Raw genomic sequence first — 20904 nt, forward strand, 5'->3', positions numbered from 1 at the left:
GAAACCGCTTTTACTTGTTTTCGGAATAAGACTTCATCCTGTCGGAAAAGTCATTGTTCCTTAACATTTTGCGAAACTCCTCTATCGGTACGGGTTTGGAGAACAGATACCCCTGCCCCATATCGCAGCCTATTTCCTTTAAAAATTGTGCCTGTTCGCAAGTTTCCACGCCTTCGGCAACTATGGTTATCCCGAGGGACTTCATCATCTTTACCGTTCCGGCGATAATATCTTTCGCTCTTTGCGGGTCCCCTTGCGTTTTGAGAAATTCTTTATCCATTTTCAAAGTGTCAAAATGCAGGCTTTTCATCACGTTGAGCGAGGAATACCCCGCCCCAAAATCGTCTATCGCTATAAGATAGCCCTCTTTGTGGAATTGTTTGATTACTTCTTCCATCTTGTCCAAATTGTCCAGCAAGGTGCTTTCGGTAATCTCGGCCTCAAGCAGGTTTGGCGGAATTTTGTAAAAATCCGCCGTTTGTTTAAATTCTTCGCAGAATTTTGGATTGTTTATATGCAGCCTGGAAAAATTTATGGCCAAGTGCACCGGTTCCAATCCCTCATCAATACAGGCGCGCAGTTCCTTGGCTGCGCTTTCCAGCATAAACATATCAAGATCCAAAATAAAACCGTTGCTTTCGAATATCGGGATAAATATGTCGGGCATTATCATTCCTTTTGCGGGATGCTGCCAGCGCACCAATATTTCCGCGCCTTCCATCTTGAGGCTGTTTAAATTTACTTTAGGCTGAAAATATATTTTGAACTGCTCATTGGCGAGGGCTTCCCGCATGCCGTTTTCTATGGATTTTTCCGTAAGGATTTGCTTTATGGAAAAGTCGCGGTAAAAGGCGAAATTTGTAGATTTATTCTTTTTTACTTCCGAACACGCCAAATTGACTCTGTCTAGCATAAGGTAGAAAGGCAAGCCTCGCTCTACCGGGAATATTCCGCAGTTTGTTATTATTTCATAATTCAAATCGGTGGAGGCATAACAGTTTTTTATTTCTTTGCATATTTCGCGTATGCGTTTTTCTATTTCCTCTTTCTCTTTGTATTCTATTATCAGCAGGAACTTGTCGCCGGAAAATCTGGCGAAAGTTTCGTGTTCTTTTAAATGGTCTTTTAATACATTGGAAATATGTATAAGCACCATATCGCCCTGCCTGAAGCCGTAAAGCTCGTTGATTACCTTAAATTTATCTATATCAAGCAGTACCATGGCGTAATTTGCCTCTTTGTTTTCCGCCAGCAGTTTGGAAAGATCCATCTTGAGCTTATTTAGATTGCCGCTTTCGGTAAGCGGATCTATGAACGCGCTTTGATAAAAAGCTTTTTTGTTTTTTGTTTCCGTTCTTTTGATATGCATCATCAGCAGGGTGAAAATCAATATAATTTCCAGGCACAGCGCAATTGACATCAACATTACTTGGTTTACCCTGCCCATAAAAGGTTCCGTAGGCAGAACGAAAAGCAAATACCAGTCGTTTACGCCCAGCGGCATATAGGCCATAAACTTATGTTCCCCTTTTACTTTCAAGCTGGCAATTCCGCTTTTGCCTTGCAGCAGTTCCTTGACAAAAATATCTATATTTTTTGGTTTCTCGAATTTGATGCCCTGCATGTATTCCAGCAAGTTCTTTGCCGTTTTTACCGCTTGGTGATGGGCGGACTTAATAATAAGGGTTCCGTCATTGTTGACGATATAGGAATAGCCGTGCCCTCCGAATTTGGAGACTTCCAAAATCCTTTCATAATAGAAAGTTGGGTGCGTGGCGAATATCGCTGCCTGAGGCTTGCCGTATACGAACACTGGCGAAGCTATAACCACAAGCTGCTTGTCGCTGTAAGGGTCGGCAATGGGGCCCGCTATTACGGTTTGGCCGTCCAATATCTTTTCCATATCCTCTTTGGGTAGGAAGTTTTTAACCATGGAATGATCGTGAAAATAGGCTTCGCCTTCATCGAGTATTATGCCCATCTGCGTAAAATCGTTGTTGCGGGTTTCTTCGTCGAGGATGTCTATAAAGGTATCAAGGTCGGTTATATTATAGTATTGTGCCATAATGCCGGCAACAGCCTTTACCGTTTGTGTTTCTTCTTTAAGTTTTGAACTTAAGGCGTTTGCTTCCATTTCAGCTATTTCGGTAATATTGCCGCGCATATCTTTTTTTAGATTTCTCTGCAGAATATCAAGATAGGCGAAAAGGCTCGCCACCAGCAGAATTACCGTAATTGAAATAAAAAACCAAAAATTTTTATAAATTGCTTTCGTTTTTTCGTGCATAACAATAACCTCTAGCCTCTTTAATTTATATTAGCAAAAATAGAGGCTTGATTAAAAAGGGAACTATATTTTGTACAATAGTTCTGCTTGAGTTTTATTTGAAAAAACGGAGGTCGTTTGAAATGAAGAAATTGTTAGCGTTAATGGCAGGGTTTGGCTTGTTAACGGTTTTTGCCTATGCCGCACAAGATACTTGCACTTGCCACAAGACGGATCTTACCTGCAGGACTATGTGTATTGAGAAACTTTCCAAAAACTGCAATAAAAAAGATTGTGCAAAAAAAGTGGAAGCCCAAAAGGCGGCTATCAGAGCCGAAGTAAAGAATAAAGGGAATCAAGTCAAACAGCTTAAGGAGAGCTTGAAAACCTCAGCCCAAAGCGGAAGCTCATCGGTAAAGGCCAAATATGAAGAGGCCAAAGCCGGTGCCAAAGCGAAAAACGAGCAGTCCAAAGCCAAGGCCGAGCAAAAAATAGCCGACGCCAAAGCCCAGTATAAAGAGGCCAAAAGCAATATAAAAGAAGCCGCGGCGGAAAATAAAGACTCGGTAAAAGCGCGCTATGAACAAGCTAAAGCCGACGCCGAAGCGGCCAAAGACGCCGCAGAGGAAAAAGCCGAGCAAAAAATAGCCGATGCCAAAGCCCAGTATAAAGAGGCTAAGGCCAAAGCTGAAAATAAAGAGCAAAAAGAGCGGGCTAAAGCCAAGTATGAAGAGGCCGTTGCCAAAGCCAAAGCCGATAAAGAAGCCGCAAAAGCCAAGGCTAAACAAGCCAAAGCCGATGCCAAAGCTGAATTTGAAGCTTGGGAAAACGCTTTTAAGAAATAAAGCTTAATCGGATAGAAATTGAATCCGCCCGTCAATTACGGGCGGATTTCTGTTTTGGAAAGAAAGCAAACAAACCTGTTTTTGTATTGTGTGGAAATATTGCAAATGATCTATTCTACGTACGGTTTTATGCGTTTGTGTATGCGTTGAGCGATAATCGCATATCCTTTGGCGTTGGGGTGTATCATATCGGATTTAAGAGAGCGGTCCGTAAAAATGCCGGCCATTATCGCGGGAACGAACACAGCTTTCTTTTCTTTGGCTAAGTCCTTCATCAAATCCGTATATTTTCCCATGCCCGGCCCGCCGGTATCTACTATCACCGCTATTGCGCCTCTTCTTTGAACATAGTCGACAATATCGTTTAGGGCTTGCTTTGTTTGATCGAAGGGGCGTTTGCGCATATAATCGTTTGCGCCAAACTCTATCAAGACCATATAAGGGTTATAATCGTCCAATTCGGCGATTCTTTCAACTCCGTCTTGGGCGGTATCGCCGCTTACGCCCAAGTTGATGATTTCCCGGCCGATTATTCCGCCCAGCACTGCGGGGTAACTTTCATCTTTTGGGGCACCGTAGCCGTAGGTCAGGCTGTCGCCGAAGGCGATAATGTCGCTGCCGCTATTGCCCATATTGGCGGGTTTGCCGGAGCAAGCGCTTATCAGGAGTAACATAAAGGCTAAATAATAAAATCGCATACAAGGAATATTACCATTTTTTATATACTATTAGTAAATAAGGAGTATCCCCATGGTTAAAATAAACGAAAATTATCTTAATTTGGAACAAAATTATCTTTTCCCGGCCATTGCCAAAAAGGTGAAGGAATATAAGGAAAAACATCCTTCGGCCGATATTATCAGTTTGGGCATAGGCGACGTTACCCGCCCTCTGCCCAAGGCCTGTGTGGAGGCGCTTCATAAAGCGTCCGATGAGATGGCTGACGAAAGAACTTTCCGCGGCTACGGCCCCGAGCAGGGATATTCCTTTTTAATTGAAGATATTATAAAGAACGATTACGAAGCCTTCGGTATAGAACTTTCCCCGCAGGAGGTTTTCGTAAGCGACGGCGCCAAGTGCGACGTGGGCAATATACAGGAGATTTTCTCGGACGATATTACGGTCGCGGTGGCCGATCCGGTATATCCCGTTTATTTGGACACGAATATAATGGCCGGGCGCAAAGTGTTAAAACTGCCCTGCCTGGCGGAAAATAATTTCGCGCCAAAAATACCTGATTTTAAGGCTGATTTAATCTACTTGTGTTCCCCCAACAATCCTACCGGCGCGGTTTTGAGCAAGGCTCAACTTAAAGAATGGGTGGATTATGCCAAAAAGAACGGTTCGGTAATAATATTTGATTCCGCCTATAAAGAATACATTCGCCAGCCAGATTTGCCGCGTTCGATTTATGAGATTGAAGGCGCCAAAGAAGTGGCGATAGAGGTTCGTTCTTTCAGCAAGACGGCGGGCTTTACTGGCCTTAGATGCGCCTATATGGTTGTTCCGCTGGCTTTGAAGGGTGCGGGCAAAGGCAAGGAAGTTCTTTTAAACGATTTATGGCGCAGGCGCCATTGCACCAAGTTCAACGGCGTCCCCTATATAGTTCAGCGTGCGGCGCAGGCAGTATACAGCGAGCAGGGCAAAGCGGAGGTAAAGCAGCTTATAGAATATTATATGACCAATGCTTCAATAATAAAAAAGGGGCTTTCCTCTTTGGGTCTTACGGTATACGGCGGGGAGAACGCGCCTTATATTTGGCTTAAGCTGCCTAGCGGTGTAAAGTCTTTTGATTTTTTTGATATCTTGCTAAGCCAGGCCAATGTCGTGGGTACGCCCGGCAGCGGGTTCGGCGAATGCGGGGAGGGCTTTTTCAGGCTGACCTCGTTTGGCTCGCGCGAGAATACCATAAAAGCCGTGGAGAGGATAGAAAAACTTAAATTATGAAGAAAATACCCTTTATTAAAATGGACGGATTGGGCAATGATTTTTTTATCATCGAGCCCGCAAACTGCGGCATTAAACTCAGCGCCAAAGATATACAGCGCCTTGGCGACAGAAAAACGGGCGTCGGGTTTGACCAGCTTTTTGTTTTAAAACCTTCAAAGAAAGCCGATATTAAAATGGTCATTTATAATTCCGACGGGAGCGAAGCTGGCGCCTGCGGCAACGGCGCGCGCTGCGTGGCGGACTGGGTGTTTAAAAATAGGGGCGTAAAAGAGTGCACCATAGAAGCGCCCGGGGAAAAGATTCTTAAAGCATATAAAGGCAAAATGGTAACCGTAAATATGGGCCCCGCGAAAACCAATTGGGACGAAATACCGCTAAGCCGGAAAGTGGATACGCTACGTCTTCCGCAGATATTGCCCGCTTTTGACGCGCCTTGCGCGGTGTCTATGGGTAATCCGCACTGCGTATTTTTTGTCAAAGACATAAAGAAAATAAATTTGGCGCAAAACGGCCCGGAAGTGGAATGGCATCCGCTGTTTCCTCAGCGTACCAATGTGGAGTTTGCCCAGATAATAACACCATCAAGAATACGTATGCGTGTTTGGGAGCGAGGCGCGGGCATAACTTCCGCCTGCGGCAGCGGCGCTTGCGCGGTGCTGGTAAGCGCGGTAAGACGGGGCCTAACAAAGAATAAGGCCGAAATCATAGCCGACGGCGGAACTTTGGTGATAGAAATAAATAAAGCGGGTGATGTTTTGATGAGCGGGCCCGTCCATACCGCTTTTACTGGTGCGGCCTATCTGTAAAACCCGAACAATCTGCTTTTAGGCAATAAAAAACCGCGCGTATTTTACGCGCGGTTTCTGTTTATGGCTTTAGTTTAAAATAAATATCTGGCGTTTAAGCCCCATACCGCCGAGGTGGTGACATCCTTGGTGTGTTTTTCTATGTTGTAGTAGGGCGTAAGGGCGAATCTGTCCTGTATGATTTCGCGAGAATAGTCTATGCCGAAAGCAAATCCGAAGAAATCTTCCTCAAAGCCGAAATATCCTTTTAGCCCCAAAGAAAAGCCCAAAGAATTATAATCGTCCCAATAGTATTTCGCCAAACCGGTTAAATCCCATACCGATCCGGCAGACATGGCGTCGGTGGAGCTCATATATTTAAAGCCGAAGCGAGAGCCCAAAGTAAAATTGTCAAGCAGGCTCGTTGAGCCTATTGTGCCGTGCATCGCGAAATCGGTGGAGCCTTTGGCCGCGCCTTCGTCGCCGTTAAAAGGGGAATCAAACATCTTAGGGCTGAAGTAGACATCCAAGTCCAAAAATCTGCCGTGGCTGATTTCGCTCATAAATCTATATTTGCCGTATATGGCGATGTCTTGCAGGCCGCTGTCTTCGTGTTTTATATCCGCCCAGCCGAAAGATAAGCCTATCATCAAATTGTCGCGAAATCCGGCGCTAAGGCTTTCGTAAAGGCCCCAGCTTTTGTCAAGTTTAAACGCATTGTTCGTAAACCCCAAAGAGGTATCCGATATTATTTGGCCTTGCGCGGGCATAAAAAACGGATCAGTAATATTTAGCGCTTTGGCGTTTGCCGGCAAAATTAAAGCCGCGGCAAGAAGCAGAATATACTTTTTCATGGCAACTCCTATTTTTTAGATTAAAATTATATACTTATAATATCATTTTAAGGAGGTTATGCAAGAATGATTTTTATAGAAACCTTATTTCCCACCCTGCCGCCTCAGCTCAAATATCTTATAGGCGTGGCTCTGCTGATTGTATGTATAGCGCTGTCCAAATATATAGCCAAGGGCCTGCAGATAGCTGTGGAAAAACTGCTGGAAAAAAGAGCGGTTATATCCAAAGGGTGGCTGCCCCTAATGTCGAAGAACAAATTGTTCAGCAATATCTTCTTCGCGTTTGCGGTTTCTTTCCTGGCTTCTTCTTTGCCGTTTTTTATAGGGGAATATTATCCCAATATCAGTTCAATGATATCGCGCGTATTAAGCTGCTTGGGGATTATTATGTTCACCTTGGTTTTCTGTTCGGCTTTGAGTGTTATATCGGATAAATTTTCGCGCAGCATAAAATTGCCGGTTAAAGGGATAGTACAGGCCATAAAGGTGATATTGTGGATAGTGGCCATTATTCTGATGATGTCGGCGCTGCTTAACAAAGAACCTCTTTACTTCCTGGGCGGCTTGACCGCTTTATCGGCCGTAATATTGTTGATTTTTAAAGATTCCATATTGGGTTTAACCTCGGGCTTTCAGCTGCTTCTGAACGATTTGGTAAGGGTCGGCGACTGGATAGAAATACCCAGCCAGGGCGCGGACGGCGAGGTCGTCGACATTCTGCTTACCACCATCAGGGTAAGGAATTGGGATAATACCATAGTTAATGTGCCGGCTTATGATTTGATAGCCCATTCTTTCACCAATTGGCGCGGAATGACGGAATCCGGCGGGCGGCGCATAAAGCGGGCGATAAACATAGATATGAAGAGTATCCGTTTCCTTAAGGACGAAGATATAGAAAAGCTTAAACATATGAATTTGTTGAAAGATTATCTTTCCGCCAAGGAAAGGGAAATAGAGGAAATAAACAAAAAGCGCGGCGTTAAGGAAGATAATTATAATGCGCGGCGCCTTAGCAATATAGGCACTTTTAGAGCGTATTGCTACAATTATCTTAAACAAAACCCCAATATATCGGATAAATTTACCTGTATGGTGAGGCAGCTCGCTCCCACTACCGAGGGCTTGCCTTTGGAAATTTACGCCTTTTCCTCCAATACCAATTGGACGGATTACGAGGGGATACAGGCCGATATTTTTGATCACTTCCTTTCCATAATAGATGTTTTTGACTTAAGAGTTTACCAACGCTACGGAACGGATTGAACGGTTTAATAAGTTCGCTTGAATTGGCCAAGGCGATATTAAAATGGTAAAATTATATATAAGGCGCCAGCAATAAAGCCGGTGCCTTATTATTTTAAGCGCGTTTTCGCGCGCTTAGGAGGAATAATGAATAAAATGTTTCGACTTGCCGCGTTTGTTGCGCTTTCCTGTTTTTGTACGACAACCACTCTTGGCGCGGGTTTTGGGCTGTATGAATTTAGTGCCAGAGGCAATGCCATGGGCGGCGCCGTGCTGGCCGGAGAAGCGGAGCCTGCCTCATTGGCTTTAAATCCCGCTTTGATAACCGATCTTAAAGGTACGCAGCTTCAGCTGGGCGTTACCGAAATTACGGCTTCCGCCAAGGTAAACTATAACGGCGAAGGCCAATCGCCGGACAGAGTCTGGTGGACTTTGCCCACCTTTTATTACACTCAACAGCTTTTTGAAGATTGGTACTTCGGCTTGGGCGCGTTTCCGCGTTTTGGACTTAGCGGAACTTATCCTGATAAAAATTGGGCCGGCGCGACTGATGTTTATGACGTTGACGTTCAGTCCTACTCGGTGCAGCCCACGATAGCATTCCAGGCGACAGACAGATTTTCCGTCGCCGCGGGTGCGGAAATTATGTATTTTGAGTTCAGCGAAGGCAAAAGAATACCTTTAGGCCCTTTAGGTCATAACGATCTTGAAGTCGAAGGCGACAGCTGGGGCTTGGGTGCCATTTTGGCTATGGCTTATAAAGCCAACGATAAGGTAAATTTGGGCGCCAGCTTCAGGACCAGAGTCAAACAAGGCTTAGACGGAACCAGCAAATTCTCCAACCCGATGACGATTCCCGGCGTAGGGGCTTTTATCGACGGTTCGGCTCACGGCGACATTATGCTGCCGGCTCAGCTCGCTTTGGGTATTTCTTACAGGCCTATCGACGATTTATTGATAGAGTTTAACTGGACCAATATTTTCTGGAGCAGCTTTGACGATTTGACTATCTCTTTTGAACATATGCCCGGCACCGGCGCTTCTGGTTCCAGCAGGCAGAAGAAAGAGTGGAAAGATACTTACAGAATGGGTTTGGGCGCGGAATACACGTTATCCAATGTCGTTAAACTCAGAGGCAGCTATATCTTTGACAAGACCCCGACCAACGACGATTATATGGACGTCTTGGTCCCCGTCAGCAACAGGCATTTGTTCGGCACGGGCATCGGGCTTAACTTGGGCAAAGGCTTTATATTGGATGCTTCCTACACTTTCCTTATAGGAGAGGGTATGAGCGGTACCAATATTGAAAACGGCGCCTCGGTCAGGTATGGACAGGCTTTCAGCCATATGGCCGGTTTGAGCTTGAGATATATCTTATAAAAGATTGCAAAAAGCCCCGCCGAAAAGGCGGGGCTTTTTTATTGCCTGATTTATATTAAGTTTTTATATGCTTAAAAGTTTCACGCCGAAACTTAAGGACCAGTCCATAGTTTTATTGCTTCCGCCCGCGTGCCAGCCGGGTTTAAGATACATTGATATTTCGTCAAAGAGCATGATACCCGTTTCAATTTCTATGATAAATTCATCGGAATTATTTTCATAGTCCATATAGTATTTAGGGTCAAAAAGCAACCACCAGTTATAGTCGGAAATATAGGCGGCCATAGTTCTTATTCTGCCTTTGTTGATATCGTTTCTGGATGAAGGCCCCGCTATGCTTACATAATGTTTGTATCCCAAAGCAAAGAATACTTGCGGCACAATTTCATATTCCGCAAATACCGCAGGACTAAATTGCCATTTGCCCGTACCCAGTTCGTCATACTTGGCCGAAGGGAGATAAAATTCCCACGTGGTGCCGAAAGAGAGTTTCTCTTCTTTTTTTAGCGCCGAGGCCGAAACCAATATATCGCCTATTCCGTTTTTAGAATTATCGGGGCTTTCAAATCTTTTTACTGGCACTTCGGTACCTATGGAAAATATTTTATTGAAAGAGTAATAATATTTAAGCGTCATCGCGGTTTCGGAAATGCCGGCTTTGTCATCGAAAACAGTTAATGAAGGATTAAATTCAAAGGTGGATATTTTATCCGTAGGCTTAACGCCGCGCACCTCGCATTCCGGTATTTCAACGGCGAATATATTAGACGATAAAGAAAGCAAAGTCAAAGCCGCCGATAAGAGTTTTCTTTTCATTTTACCCCCTTTGTGACATAATCTAAGTATAGTAATTTGTGATTAAAAAGCCATAGCCGCTTTAGAAATTTATGAATATACCCGCTACGGCGCTCAGGCCGATATAAACTATCGGGTGCAGTCTTATTTTGCGCATTAGAACGAACAGTATAATCATAAAAAGAATATTTTTAAGCAGGAAAAGATCTTTTATGCTTGAGGTTTGCTCGTAAAGCTCAAAATCAAATACGGATACTTTGACTATTTCCCAAACGGCTATGGTTATAAGCGCGCATACGGCGGGCCTTAAACCCGTGAAAGCGTCCGCGACGTATTTGTTTTTAATAAATTTATTTAATATCCCGGCCACTATTATTATAACTATTACCGAAGGAGTAACTATCCCCAAAGTCGCGACAATTCCGCCTAATATCCCGCCTGCGTTAAAGCCGGAGAAAGTAGCCATATTTATACCTAGCGGGCCTGGCGTAATTTCCGATACGGCAACCATATCGGCCAGCTGATGGGTGGTGAACCAACCCGTTTTTAAAGACAGCTGATACAAAAAAGGCAATGTCGCCAATCCGCCGCCTACGGCAAAGAGGCCTATTTTGAAAAATTCAATATATAAAAGCAAATATATCATTTTGAGGTTTTCCTCTTTATGGAGTTGTATATTATAGCCGCTATTGCGCAAAAGACCACCAGTAAAGCGGGCGATATTTTAAAATAGAAGTAAACGGCTAAACTAAAGGCGAACAAAAAACCCGTAAATATGCTCACTATCCCTTTTTTAAAAAATGGCAGTAAAGCATTTACTATCAAAGCGGCGACGCATATTCTTATGGAAGCGAAGAGCTTTTCCGTAATTCCCGAGCTTATATATTTAGTAAGGAACAAAGCTATAATCGTTATGATTATAATGCTTGGCGTTATTATGCCCAAAGTGGCGGACAAAGCCCCTAAAATACGGCGCTTTTGATAGCCCAGCAAAGAGGCGGTATTTACGGCTATTACACCTGGCGTTACTTGAGATACTGCAAAGAAATCCATTAAATCTTGGCGGGTCATCCATTGTTTTTTGTCTATCAGTTCCTTTTCTATTACGGGCAACATTGCGTATCCCCCGCCGAAGGTCATTGCACCGACCTTGGCGAAAGTCCAGAAAAGATCAAGTAAAGAAACATTTTTATCTTGCATATTAAAGTATTTTTAAAAGGTCTTCTATTTTGTCTACCTTGATAAACCCGTGCGATAGTTTCCCGGTGTTTAAATTTTCGTGCTGCCAAGTTAGCGCATAAGGTATCCAGACGGCTTTTGCGCCGAGTTTCACCACCGGCATTATATCCGACTTTAAGGAATTGCCCACCATAATAAATTCCTGCGGCATTACGCCCAGGCGCGCCATAAGAGTTTTATAGCCGCGGATATTTTTTTCGCTCATTATTTCTATATGGTGCAGATATTTTGTTAGGCCGGATTTATGCAGTTTTCTTTCCTGGTCCAGCAAATCGCCTTTTGTCGCAACGACCAATTTATACTTTTGGCTCAAAGTCTTAAAAGCGGTTAAGGTGCCGGGCAACAGTTTCACGGGCTGTTTTAACATTGTTCGGCCGATATTTATCATTTCGCCTATGGTGGCGGAAGGTATTTTGTTGCCGCTTATTTTTAAAGAGGTTTCTATCATTGATAGGACAAAAGCCTTGATACCGTAACCGTAAAGGGGAAGGTTTTTTATTTCAGTGGAATACAGCTCTTCTTTAGCGGCGTATTTATCGGCATATGGCGCGAGCAATACGCAAAATTGCTCTTCCGCCTGACGGAACAAGTCCTCATTTGCCCAAAGGGTATCGTCGGCGTCAAAGGCCACTATTTTTATATTGCGCATCATAATTAAATTCTACCAATTTTTAATTATAAAAAAGGCGCCGCTTTTTGGCGGCGCCTATATTTGGGGAGTTTTTATTTTTTTACCTCGAAATAGGCTTTTTTGTATTTGCATACGGGGCACATCTCAGGAGCCTTTTCACCGGTAAAGGTAAACCCGCAGTTCATACATTTCCAAGTTACTTTGCCGGTCTTTACAAATACTTCGCCTTTTTCAAGTTCGGAGAAGAGTTTTAAATAGCGCTCTTCGTGTTCCTTTTCTATTTGGGCTACTTTCTCAAAGAGGAAGGCAATATCGTTGAAGCCTTCTTCTTTAGCTTCTTTTGCGAAGTTGGCGTACATATCTGTCCACTCATAGTTTTCGCCTGCGGCGGCGTCTTTAAGGTTCTGCAAGGTGGAGGGAATATCGCCGTCGTGCAAGAGTTTGAACCATATTTTGGCGTGCTCCCTTTCGTTTTTGGCTGTTTCCTTAAAGATTGAAGCTATATAGTTATAGCCTTCTTCTTTGGCTTTTTTGGCGTAATAGTTATATTTGTTTCTGGCTTGGGACTCGCCCGCGAAGGCGGTCATGAGATTTTTTTCGGTTTTTGATCCTTTAAGTTCCATTTTATTTCTCCTGTTTATTTCTGCATTTGCTGCATATCCCGTTGAAAACTATTTCACGGTGATTTATTTTAAAATTTGTTTTATCTGCCGTTTCGTTTATTTGTTTTGAAAGGTTTTCATCTATAAACACGTCTTCCACTTTGCCGCAGACTTCGCAAATTATATGTGCGTGTTCTTGAACGATATGATCAAAATGATCTGCCTGGTTAAGGCCGCTTATTTTTTTTATTCTGCCCTGTTTGGCCATTTGGTTCAAATTTCTGTAAAGCGTACCAAGGCTTAAAGGCGGATATAAAGGCTTTATTATGGAATAGAGATAATCCGCCGTGGGGTGGCAGGGATTATTTTTCAAGGCATTATAAATAAGTTCTCTTTGTTTGGAGTATCTCATAAAGTATTCCAATAATAATAACAGTAACTATTACTGATAGTATAACAAAGAAATGAAAATTTTGCAATACTATGTTAAATTAAGGTACGATTTGCGTTCCGATAAATTGTGGGGCGGATTTTACAAGCGGCTTTATTTAGGCCGTTTTTGTATTTGAGGATATTAAAGCGGGATATAAAGAACTGCGGTTTATAGAGATAATAGCGGAATACTTTTTATAAGAACTTTAATGTTTGGGTAGTATTTTGGTCGTCGGTTATTGCTATTTCTAGTAGCGAAGCACATTTGTGTAGGGGAAGGTCCCGAGCTTTTTATGGTTTTAGTATTTTTGACTTCAAAGGAAAATAAAGAACCTAGGGCGAGGCCCTAGGCTCTGAACTAACCGCCCCGCATCTGAATGTGAGGCGTAAATATTTTATCATTATGGGGCAAGCGATACAATCGGGTTCTAAAATTTTGCGCCGAAGACGAAGGATGCTTGGCTTGAAGAGTCGCTTAAATTGTACGTATAGTTAAGCCCGAAGGGGAAGGGAAATCTCCAAAACTTATAGGATATGGAAGCGCCCGTTCCGCTTTGGTGGCGGTATCCTCCGTCATAGAGATAGGCAAGTTCATAAAAGGGCTGCAGGGAGAGTAGGCCGATATTGTTCCTTAGCAGATAGTATGTGAAAGAGGCGCTAGCGCCCGCGCCGTATCGTCCGAAAAGGGTGCGGCTGTATCTGCCCTGTCCGCCAAGCAAATCTTGGGCGCGAACTTGTGCGGCGAAGGGGGAATTAAAGGAGCTTTCTCCCCGAATTTGCAAAGCGAGCAAATGCCTGTTTCTAAGTTCCGTCAGGCTTTGCGCAGAAGCGGAAAGTTTTGATATGTCAAAATTCGCACCTGTCCAGTCCCCGCCGTTTTCATAAGAGATTTGGGCGGAAAAACCGTAAATCGGGATTGGCAGATCTTTCAGGCTTTCTTCTTTGTCGGTAAGGCCGTATCCGAACAATGCTCCCATATTGGCGCCGGATCGTATATTTTTTTTATAGTTTAGGCCGAAGGCGACGGTACTATAATTGCCGGAAGCAAAATCCTTATCGTATCTTATATATCTGTATTGCGGGGATATAAAGGCTTTAAGCGGGCCGTATTCGCGGGAGTATTGCAGATAGAAGGAATCTTCCTTTGTATATATTTGGGCGAGCGGATCGGAAAAATCTTCCTTATCGTCAGAGGTGCTGAAAATGCCGTCATTGTTAATCCAGTTGCCTTGATAAAAACGCTGTTCGAAATTCATATTTTTGGCGGCTCCTAAAAAGGTATTTCTTCCGTCTTTAAGCATAAAGCTGAGCATAGATCCGTCTTTGCCCATTCCGCCGAATATCATAATGGTTTCGCCTCTTTTAAAAAGATTGCCGGTAGCCAAGGCTAGGCCAGCCGCGCTTTTTTCCCCGCCCGTGGCAAAAGCCAAAGGAAATATATAATAACCGTCTTCGGCGTTTATGGATATATCGATGGTTTTATCTTCGCGCGGCTGAAGGGAAAAGGAAAGTTTCTTTGATATTCTTAAATCGTGCAGTTCGTTTTTTGCGTTTTCGTAGAGTGCGGAGTTAAAGACGTCGCCTTCTTTCAAAGCAAAATATTTTTTAAGCAGTTCAGGCTTAGTTCTTTTGGATAAGACATTGACTTTGTTTATGGTATAGCCGTCATATAGGGTATAGCTTTCCCCTGCGTAAGAGCAAAACTGCATAAAGGCGCAAAATAGCGCCGTCAGAAATATTTTATTTGTAAATTTCATAATTACCCCGTAAGCCGCGCGCAGACGCGTCGCCTATATTGTACAAAAAAGGGCGTAATATCGGGCGGAAAGCGCGGTATAAACGTCAATAATTTATATAATTTATACATATTATGAATAAGAATATATCTCAAACGGTGTTGGAAAAAGCCGAAACGATAGTATTTAAAGTGGGGTCCAGCCTGATAGTGGATTCCTCCGGCAATATCAGAACGGACTGGGTAGACTCCCTGGCCGAGGATATCAGGGACTTGGTCCTTAGCGGCAAGAAGGCCGTAATAGTTTCCTCCGGCGCGGTTGCGATGGGCAGGATCCGCCTAGGCCTTGGCATGCAGAAGCTCAATTTAAGCCAGAAGCAGGCGGCTGCGGCTGTGGGGCAGATAGAACTTTCGAGTTTGTATCAAGAGATACTCGAAATAAAAAAGATAAAGGCCGCGCAGGTGCTTTTGACCCAAGATAACGCCGATAATGAACATACATTTATTAACGCCGTGGCTACGTTAAAAACTTTGCTGGAAATGGACGTAGTCCCGATAATAAACGAGAACGACACCGTCAGCAGCGAGGAAATCAAATTCGGCGACAATGACCGATTAAGCGCGATAGTTTCGCAGATGACGGGCGCCGACGTCTTGCTTTTGCTTTCGGACGTCGACGGCCTTTACGAGCATGATCCGAAGCTGGATCCCAAGGCCAAATTTATTCCCGTAGTCAGGAGGATAACCCCCGATATAGAGGCCATGGCCTCCAACAGCAAAAGCACTCTGGGTACGGGCGGAATGAAGAGCAAACTTATGGCCGCGCAAATGTGTATGGGCATAGGCTGCGATATGGTAATATCGGCGGGCAAGGAACTTTATCCTCTGCGCCGTTTGCTCAACGGGGAAAAGTGTACTTGGTTTTTACACGGTGAAAAATAATGATTGAAAACACTATAAAAGAAATATGTCTAAGCGCAAAAGAGGCCGCGAAAGCATTGGCTTTGGCATCTTCGGAACTAAAGAACGAAGTCCTTTTAAAAGCGGCGGATAATTTAATTGCCGATACGGACAAAATCCTTAAAGCGAACGCAGAAGACATAAAGAACCTTTCGCCTGAAAAAGCGCATGCTTTTAAAGACAGGCTTCTCCTTAACGAAGAGCGGATAAAAGCTATGGCCGAAGGCGTAAGGAAAGTAGCCTCTCTGCCCGATCCCGTCGGCAGGGTATTGGCCTCTTGGCGGGTGCCCAGCGGTCTTGAGATAAGCAGGGTAACAATTCCGCTTGGTGTTTTGTGCGTAATTTTTGAGGCGCGCCCGAACGTCTGCGCCGATGCGGCCGCTTTATGTTTTAAAGCGGGCAGCAGCGTTATACTTAGGGGCGGGGGCGACAGTTTCAATTCCTGCTTGGCCATTTACGATTGTTTTAAAAAGGCTTTGGAGGAGTGCTCTTTGCCTCAAGGGTGTATAAATTTGGTGCCTTCTAAGGATCACGAAGCGGTGGATATTTTATTAAAGCAAGAGGATTATATCGACGTCTTAATCCCGCGCGGCGGTAAGAAACTTATCGAGAAAATCAGCCAAAGCCGCATACCCTCGTTCAAGCATTTAAACGGGATATGCCATACCTATATACATAAAGACGCGGATATGGAAATGGCCTGCAAAGTGCTTGTAAACGCCAAACTTAGGCGCACCTCCATTTGCGGCGCTACGGAAACGGTGCTTTTGGATAAAGAACTGGGCGAGGCAAAGATAAAACAAGTTCTCGGCGCGCTTATTGAAGGGGGCTGTGAGGTTCGTGCGGACGAGTATATCCGCTCCTTTATGCCCGATTTGCCCGCCGCCAAAGAAGAAGACTGGGGTACGGAATACTTGGACGCGATAATATCGGCCAAGACGGTATCATGCGTCAAAGAGGCGGTGGAGCATATAGGCAAATACGGTTCCAATCATACCGAATCCATAATCACGCAAGACGCCCAAGCGGCGGAAGAATTTTTAAACGGCGTAAACAGCGCGGTGGTAATGCATAATACTTCCACTCAGTTTTGCGACGGCGGAGAATTCGGCATGGGCGCGGAAATAGGCATAGCTACGGGCAAACTGCACGCGCGCGGGCCTGTCGGTTTGGAACAGCTTGTAACGTTCAAATATAAAGTGGAAGGACACGGAGAAACAAGAAAATGAATACGGGCAAGATATTGTTTGTCGGCTGCGGCCATATGGGCGGAGCATTGCTTGAGGGCTGGACGAAGTACGGCGGTTTAAGCAAAGAGGATATTATCGTCGCAGAGCCTTCAGATATTATAAGGAAGTGTTTAAAGAAAGAAGGCTATAAAGTTTTTGCGGGTCTTGAAAAGCTGCCCCGCAGGACGGAAATAAAAGCCGTCGTCCTTGCCGTGCGGCCCGATACTTTTAAAGAAGTTTTACCTTTGCTTGCCGAAAGGCTTTCTCCCTCGGCTTTAATAATCAGTATAGCGGCAGGCAAGAAGATATCCTTCATAGAAAGCTATTTGCCCAATAATCCTGTAATAAGAATAATGCCTAATATGGCGGTATCGCAAGGCTTGGGGATAAGCGGTTTGTGCGCCTCAAAGAAAACGAAGTCCGAACATAAAGATTATATTTTCGGCTTGATGAGTTCCTGCTCCCGCGCTTTATGGCTGGAAAAGGAAGAGGATATTCACAAGATAGTCGCGCTCGGCGGCAGCAGTCCCGCGTACATATACAGCTGCGCTTTGGCTTTGCAGAACGCGGCGCGCGATTACGGCCTGCCGGAAGATTTCGTGTCGGAAGCGGCGGTAAACGTGTTTTTGGGCTCGGCGGTATTATTTGCCAGAAGCGAAGGCTCTCTTAGCGACGCCGTTGCGAAAATAGCCACCAAAGGCGGCACTACGGAAGCGGCGGTAAACGCTTTTAACGAAGGCGACGCTTTGACAAAGCTCTTTTCCAAAGCGATGAAGGCCTGTATGGCAAGATCTAAAGAAATGTCCAAATAGCAAAGCCCCGCCGAGGCGGGGCTTTTTTTATGGTTAAACCGCGCTTGGCGGCGGGGTGGATAAACCATAAATGATATAATGAAATAAAAGGGCTTGAGGAGACCGATGGAAGAAAAATTCTCTAAAGAAGGACTTACCTTTGACGACGTTCTGTTGATACCGCAGCATTCGCAGGTGCTGCCCAAAGACGTAAAAACCCACACCCGCCTTACCAAAAAGATAAAACTTAACATACCGCTTATCAGCGCTGGTATGGATACCGTTACCGAATCGGCTTTGGCCATAGCCATAGCCAGGGAAGGCGGCATCGGCATAATCCACAAAAATATGCCTTTGCAGAAGCAGGCCCAGGAAGTGGACAGGGTAAAACGCAGCGACAACGGCGTAATTACAAATCCGTTTTCCTTGGGGCCCGATAACACTTTGCAAGACGCCAAAGATCTTACGGCGAAATATAAAATATCGGGTGTGCCGATAGTGGACGGCGCGGGCAGATTGGTCGGTATAATCACCAATAGGGATATGCGCTTTGAGACGGATAACTCCAAACGCATAGCCGAGATAATGACAAGCGACAATCTTATTACCGCGCGCGAAGGCACTTCCCTAAAGGAGGCCAAAGAGATACTCCGCCGCGCGAAGGTGGAAAAACTTCCTTTGGTTGACTCCAATAATATTTTAAAAGGCTTAATCACGATAAAGGATATAGAGAAATCGATTATCTATCCCAACTCGGCCAAAGACGAACAAGGGCGCCTTTTGGTTGGCGCGGCGATTGGGATAACCAAGGATATGCTCAACCGCGCGCAAACGCTTTTGGCGGCTGGCGCGGACGTGTTGGTGGTGGATACGGCGCACGGACACAGCCAGGGCGTATTGGACGCGGTTGCGAAGATAAAGCAGAATTTCCCGCAGTGTCAGCTTATAGCGGGCAATATCGCCACGGCGCAAGCGGCAAAGGCTTTGATAGAAGCCGGCGCCGATGCCTTAAAGGTAGGCATAGGCCCCGGCGCGATATGCACAACCAGGGTAGTAGCGGGGATAGGTATGCCTCAGATAACGGCGATTTACGATTGTTATACTGCCGCCAAAGAATATGATATTCCGATAATAGCCGACGGCGGCATTAAATATTCGGGCGATATAGCCAAGGCGATAGCGGCGGGCGCGAGCACTTGTATGTTGGGCTCTCTTTTCGCGGGCACCAATGAAAGCCCCGGCGAAAATATAATTTATAACGGCCGAGCCTTTAAGGCTTACCGCGGAATGGGCTCTTCGGCCGCGATGAAGGCGGGCAGCAGCGACAGATACTTCCAGGAAAACGCCAAAAAGCTCGTGCCCGAAGGCGTGGAAGGCAGAGTCCCGCACAGGGGCGCTTTGGCCGATGTGGTGTATCAGCTGGTCGGCGGGCTTAAGGCGGCGATGGGCTATTGCGGAGTTAAGACGGTGCAAGAGCTTAGGGAAAACGGCAAATTCGTAAGAATATCCAATGCCGGTTTGGTGGAAAGCCACCCCCACGATATTTTTATCACTAAAGAAGAAAGCAATTACAGCAAGGGTTTGTAATGGAAAGAGAACTTGTCTTAATAGCCGATTTCGGCGGGCAGTACAATCAGTTGATAGCAAGGAGGGTAAGGGAAGAACACGTATATTGCGAGGTTGTGCCCTTCCAAAAATTGCTTGCCAAAGCTAATGCCTCCAAGCCCAAAGGCATAATATTTACCGGCGGGCCTGCCAGCGTGTACGAGGAAGGCGCTCCGAAAGTGGAAAAGGAAGTCTTCTCTTTGGGGATACCCGTCTTGGGGATATGTTACGGACATCAGCTTACAGCGCATTTATTGGGCGGGGAAGTTGTCAGCCCGGATTTTAAGGAATACGGTAAAGTAAAGATAAACATAGACGGCGGTTTATTGTTTAAAGGAATAAAAAGCGAAGATATTTGCTGGATGAGCCACCGTGATTACGTTAGGCAGCTTCCGCCGGGTTTTAGAACTTTGGCCTTTACCGACAAATGCCCCGTAGCGGCTATGGCCGATGAGAAGCGCAAAATATACGGCGTACAGTTCCACCCCGAAGTGGAACATACCCCTTTCGGCAGGGCCTTGCTGAGGAATTTCCTCTTTGATATTTGCGGCTGTAAAGGCGATTGGACTATGGATAATATAGCCGCCGCGCTTATTAAAGAATTAAGACAAAAGGCATCTGGCAAGCGAGTGCTTTGCGCGCTTTCCGGCGGGGTGGATTCTTCGGTGGCGGCGGTGTTGGCCAATAAAGCAATAGGCGATAATTTGATATGCGTATTCGTTGACCACGGCCTGATGAGGAAGAACGAAGGCGACGAAATAGAAAAAATGTTCAAGCGCGATTACCACATCAATATGATTAGGGTAAACGCGGGCGAAAGATTTTTAAACGCATTAAAAGGCGTAAGGGATCCCGAAGAAAAAAGGAAAATAATCGGCAGGGAGTTTATTTCCGTCTTTGAGCGGGAATCTTTAAAACTCGGGCAGATAGACTATCTTTTGCAGGGAACGATTTATCCCGACGTCATAGAATCGGGCGCGGGCCAGGCCAGCGTTATAAAGAGCCACCACAATGTCGGCGGCTTGCCCAAGAATATGAAGTTCGGCCTTTTGGAGCCTTTGCGCCTTCTGTTTAAGGATGAAGTACGCGCGCTCGGTTTGGAAATTGGCCTGCCCAAAAGTTTGGTGTGGCGCCAGCCTTTCCCCGGGCCCGGCTTGGCGGTAAGGTGCCTTGGCGAGGTTCGGGAAGATAAACTTAAGATAATACGCGACTCCGACGCCATTTTGCGAGAGGAAATATCCAAAAACGGGCTTGAAGACAAAATTTGGCAATACTTTACCTTTCTGCCCAATATCAAAAGCGTCGGCGTTATGGGCGACGAGAGGACTTACTTCCACACCGTCGGCATAAGGGCTGTAACATCGGTCGACGCGATGACTTGCGACTGGGCCAAAATCCCCTATGATGTTCTTGATAAAATATCTTCCAGAATAGTCGGCGAGGTGGAAGGCGTCAATCGGGTTATATACGACGTAACTTCCAAGCCGCCCGCCACGATAGAATGGGAATAGCCAAATACCCGCACGGGGTATGCGTATGCTATAATAAACTAACGGA

The 20904-nt window shown here is 45.2% G+C and carries 20 protein-coding genes; 10 read left to right on the top strand and 10 right to left on the bottom strand.

Annotation, left to right across the window (positions count from 1 at the left end):
* Positions 1 to 10: 10 nt before the first annotated feature.
* Positions 11 to 2287, bottom strand: coding sequence for a bifunctional diguanylate cyclase/phosphodiesterase (locus ACQY3M_RS03070; protein WP_428066000.1), 2277 nt, complete (start codon positions 2285 to 2287; stop codon positions 11 to 13).
* 122 nt (positions 2288 to 2409) lie between these two features.
* Between ACQY3M_RS03070 and ACQY3M_RS03075 the strand changes: the two genes are divergently transcribed.
* Positions 2410 to 3111: a hypothetical protein gene (locus ACQY3M_RS03075; RefSeq protein ID WP_428066001.1), complete on the top strand. Its 702-nt coding sequence runs from the start codon at positions 2410 to 2412 to the stop codon at positions 3109 to 3111.
* 110 nt (positions 3112 to 3221) lie between these two features.
* Here ACQY3M_RS03075 and ACQY3M_RS03080 read toward each other — a convergent pair whose 3' ends face one another.
* Complete coding sequence (locus tag ACQY3M_RS03080) at positions 3222 to 3785, bottom strand: GDSL-type esterase/lipase family protein (RefSeq protein WP_428066002.1); 564 nt, start codon at positions 3783 to 3785, stop codon at positions 3222 to 3224.
* Positions 3786 to 3861: 76 nt separating this feature from the next.
* Between ACQY3M_RS03080 and ACQY3M_RS03085 the strand changes: the two genes are divergently transcribed.
* Positions 3862 to 5058 carry an LL-diaminopimelate aminotransferase gene (locus ACQY3M_RS03085; RefSeq protein ID WP_428066003.1) on the top strand — a complete coding sequence of 399 codons (1197 nt, stop codon included), beginning with the start codon at positions 3862 to 3864 and terminating at the stop codon, positions 5056 to 5058.
* Positions 5055 to 5867, top strand: coding sequence for a diaminopimelate epimerase (gene dapF, locus ACQY3M_RS03090; RefSeq protein WP_428066004.1), 813 nt, complete (start codon positions 5055 to 5057; stop codon positions 5865 to 5867). The genes ACQY3M_RS03085 and dapF overlap by 4 nt, the downstream gene beginning before the upstream one ends.
* 74 nt (positions 5868 to 5941) lie before the next feature.
* On the opposite strand, the gene ACQY3M_RS03095 is transcribed toward dapF, so the two are convergent.
* Positions 5942 to 6700, bottom strand: coding sequence for a hypothetical protein (locus tag ACQY3M_RS03095; protein WP_428066005.1), 759 nt, complete (start codon positions 6698 to 6700; stop codon positions 5942 to 5944).
* 66 nt (positions 6701 to 6766) lie between these two features.
* Here ACQY3M_RS03095 and ACQY3M_RS03100 point away from each other — a divergent pair, with 66 nt between their 5' ends.
* Together ACQY3M_RS03100 and ACQY3M_RS03105 are read left to right on the top strand one after the other, a co-directional pair.
* Positions 6767 to 7966, top strand: coding sequence for a mechanosensitive ion channel family protein (locus ACQY3M_RS03100; protein ID WP_428066006.1), 1200 nt, complete (start codon positions 6767 to 6769; stop codon positions 7964 to 7966).
* Between the two features lie 126 nt (positions 7967 to 8092).
* Entirely contained in the window at positions 8093 to 9328 is a 1236-nt protein-coding gene (locus ACQY3M_RS03105) for an OmpP1/FadL family transporter (RefSeq protein WP_428066007.1), read from the top strand.
* 63 nt (positions 9329 to 9391) lie between these two features.
* On the opposite strand, the gene ACQY3M_RS03110 is transcribed toward ACQY3M_RS03105, so the two are convergent.
* From ACQY3M_RS03110 to ACQY3M_RS03140, 7 genes are all read right to left on the bottom strand, one after another.
* The gene (locus ACQY3M_RS03110) at positions 9392 to 10144 is read right to left on the bottom strand and encodes a transporter (protein ID WP_428066008.1); all 753 of its coding nucleotides are present in this window, start codon (positions 10142 to 10144) and stop codon (positions 9392 to 9394) included.
* 61 nt (positions 10145 to 10205) lie between these two features.
* The gene (locus ACQY3M_RS03115) at positions 10206 to 10769 is read right to left on the bottom strand and encodes a chromate transporter (RefSeq protein WP_428066009.1); all 564 of its coding nucleotides are present in this window, start codon (positions 10767 to 10769) and stop codon (positions 10206 to 10208) included.
* Entirely contained in the window at positions 10766 to 11323 is a 558-nt protein-coding gene (locus ACQY3M_RS03120) for a chromate transporter (RefSeq protein ID WP_428066010.1), read from the bottom strand. Before ACQY3M_RS03120 ends, ACQY3M_RS03115 begins: the two co-directional genes overlap by 4 nt.
* Position 11324: 1 nt before the next feature.
* Positions 11325 to 12014, bottom strand: a complete 690-nt coding sequence (locus ACQY3M_RS03125) for an HAD family hydrolase (protein ID WP_428066011.1) — start codon at positions 12012 to 12014, stop codon at positions 11325 to 11327.
* A gap of 71 nt (positions 12015 to 12085) precedes the next feature.
* Entirely contained in the window at positions 12086 to 12616 is a 531-nt protein-coding gene (gene rbr, locus ACQY3M_RS03130; protein ID WP_428066012.1) for a rubrerythrin, read from the bottom strand.
* 1 nt (position 12617) lies between these two features.
* Positions 12618 to 13007 carry a Fur family transcriptional regulator gene (locus ACQY3M_RS03135; protein WP_428066013.1) on the bottom strand — a complete coding sequence of 130 codons (390 nt, stop codon included), beginning with the start codon at positions 13005 to 13007 and terminating at the stop codon, positions 12618 to 12620.
* Positions 13008 to 13455: 448 nt separating this feature from the next.
* Positions 13456 to 14784 carry a POTRA domain-containing protein gene (locus tag ACQY3M_RS03140; protein WP_428066014.1) on the bottom strand — a complete coding sequence of 443 codons (1329 nt, stop codon included), beginning with the start codon at positions 14782 to 14784 and terminating at the stop codon, positions 13456 to 13458.
* A gap of 113 nt (positions 14785 to 14897) precedes the next feature.
* On the opposite strand from ACQY3M_RS03140, the gene proB reads away from it, so the two are divergent.
* The 5 genes from proB to guaA all read left to right on the top strand — a co-directional run bounded on the left by proB (position 14898) and on the right by guaA (position 20858).
* Positions 14898 to 15704, top strand: a complete 807-nt coding sequence (gene proB / locus ACQY3M_RS03145; RefSeq protein WP_428066015.1) for a glutamate 5-kinase — start codon at positions 14898 to 14900, stop codon at positions 15702 to 15704.
* Entirely contained in the window at positions 15704 to 16951 is a 1248-nt protein-coding gene (locus ACQY3M_RS03150; protein ID WP_428066016.1) for a glutamate-5-semialdehyde dehydrogenase, read from the top strand. The genes proB and ACQY3M_RS03150 overlap by 1 nt, the downstream gene beginning before the upstream one ends.
* Positions 16948 to 17763 carry a pyrroline-5-carboxylate reductase family protein gene (locus tag ACQY3M_RS03155; protein ID WP_428066017.1) on the top strand — a complete coding sequence of 272 codons (816 nt, stop codon included), beginning with the start codon at positions 16948 to 16950 and terminating at the stop codon, positions 17761 to 17763. The genes ACQY3M_RS03150 and ACQY3M_RS03155 overlap by 4 nt, the downstream gene beginning before the upstream one ends.
* A 105-nt stretch (positions 17764 to 17868) precedes the next feature.
* Complete coding sequence (gene guaB, locus ACQY3M_RS03160) at positions 17869 to 19329, top strand: IMP dehydrogenase (protein ID WP_428066018.1); 1461 nt, start codon at positions 17869 to 17871, stop codon at positions 19327 to 19329.
* Entirely contained in the window at positions 19329 to 20858 is a 1530-nt protein-coding gene (gene guaA, locus ACQY3M_RS03165) for a glutamine-hydrolyzing GMP synthase (protein ID WP_428066019.1), read from the top strand. The genes guaB and guaA overlap by 1 nt, the downstream gene beginning before the upstream one ends.
* Positions 20859 to 20904: the final 46 nt, after the last annotated feature.

It is taken from the genome of Candidatus Proelusimicrobium volucris (genome assembly GCF_959605025.1).
In the GTDB taxonomy this organism is placed as follows: Bacteria; Elusimicrobiota; Elusimicrobia; order Elusimicrobiales; family Elusimicrobiaceae; genus Proelusimicrobium; species Proelusimicrobium volucris.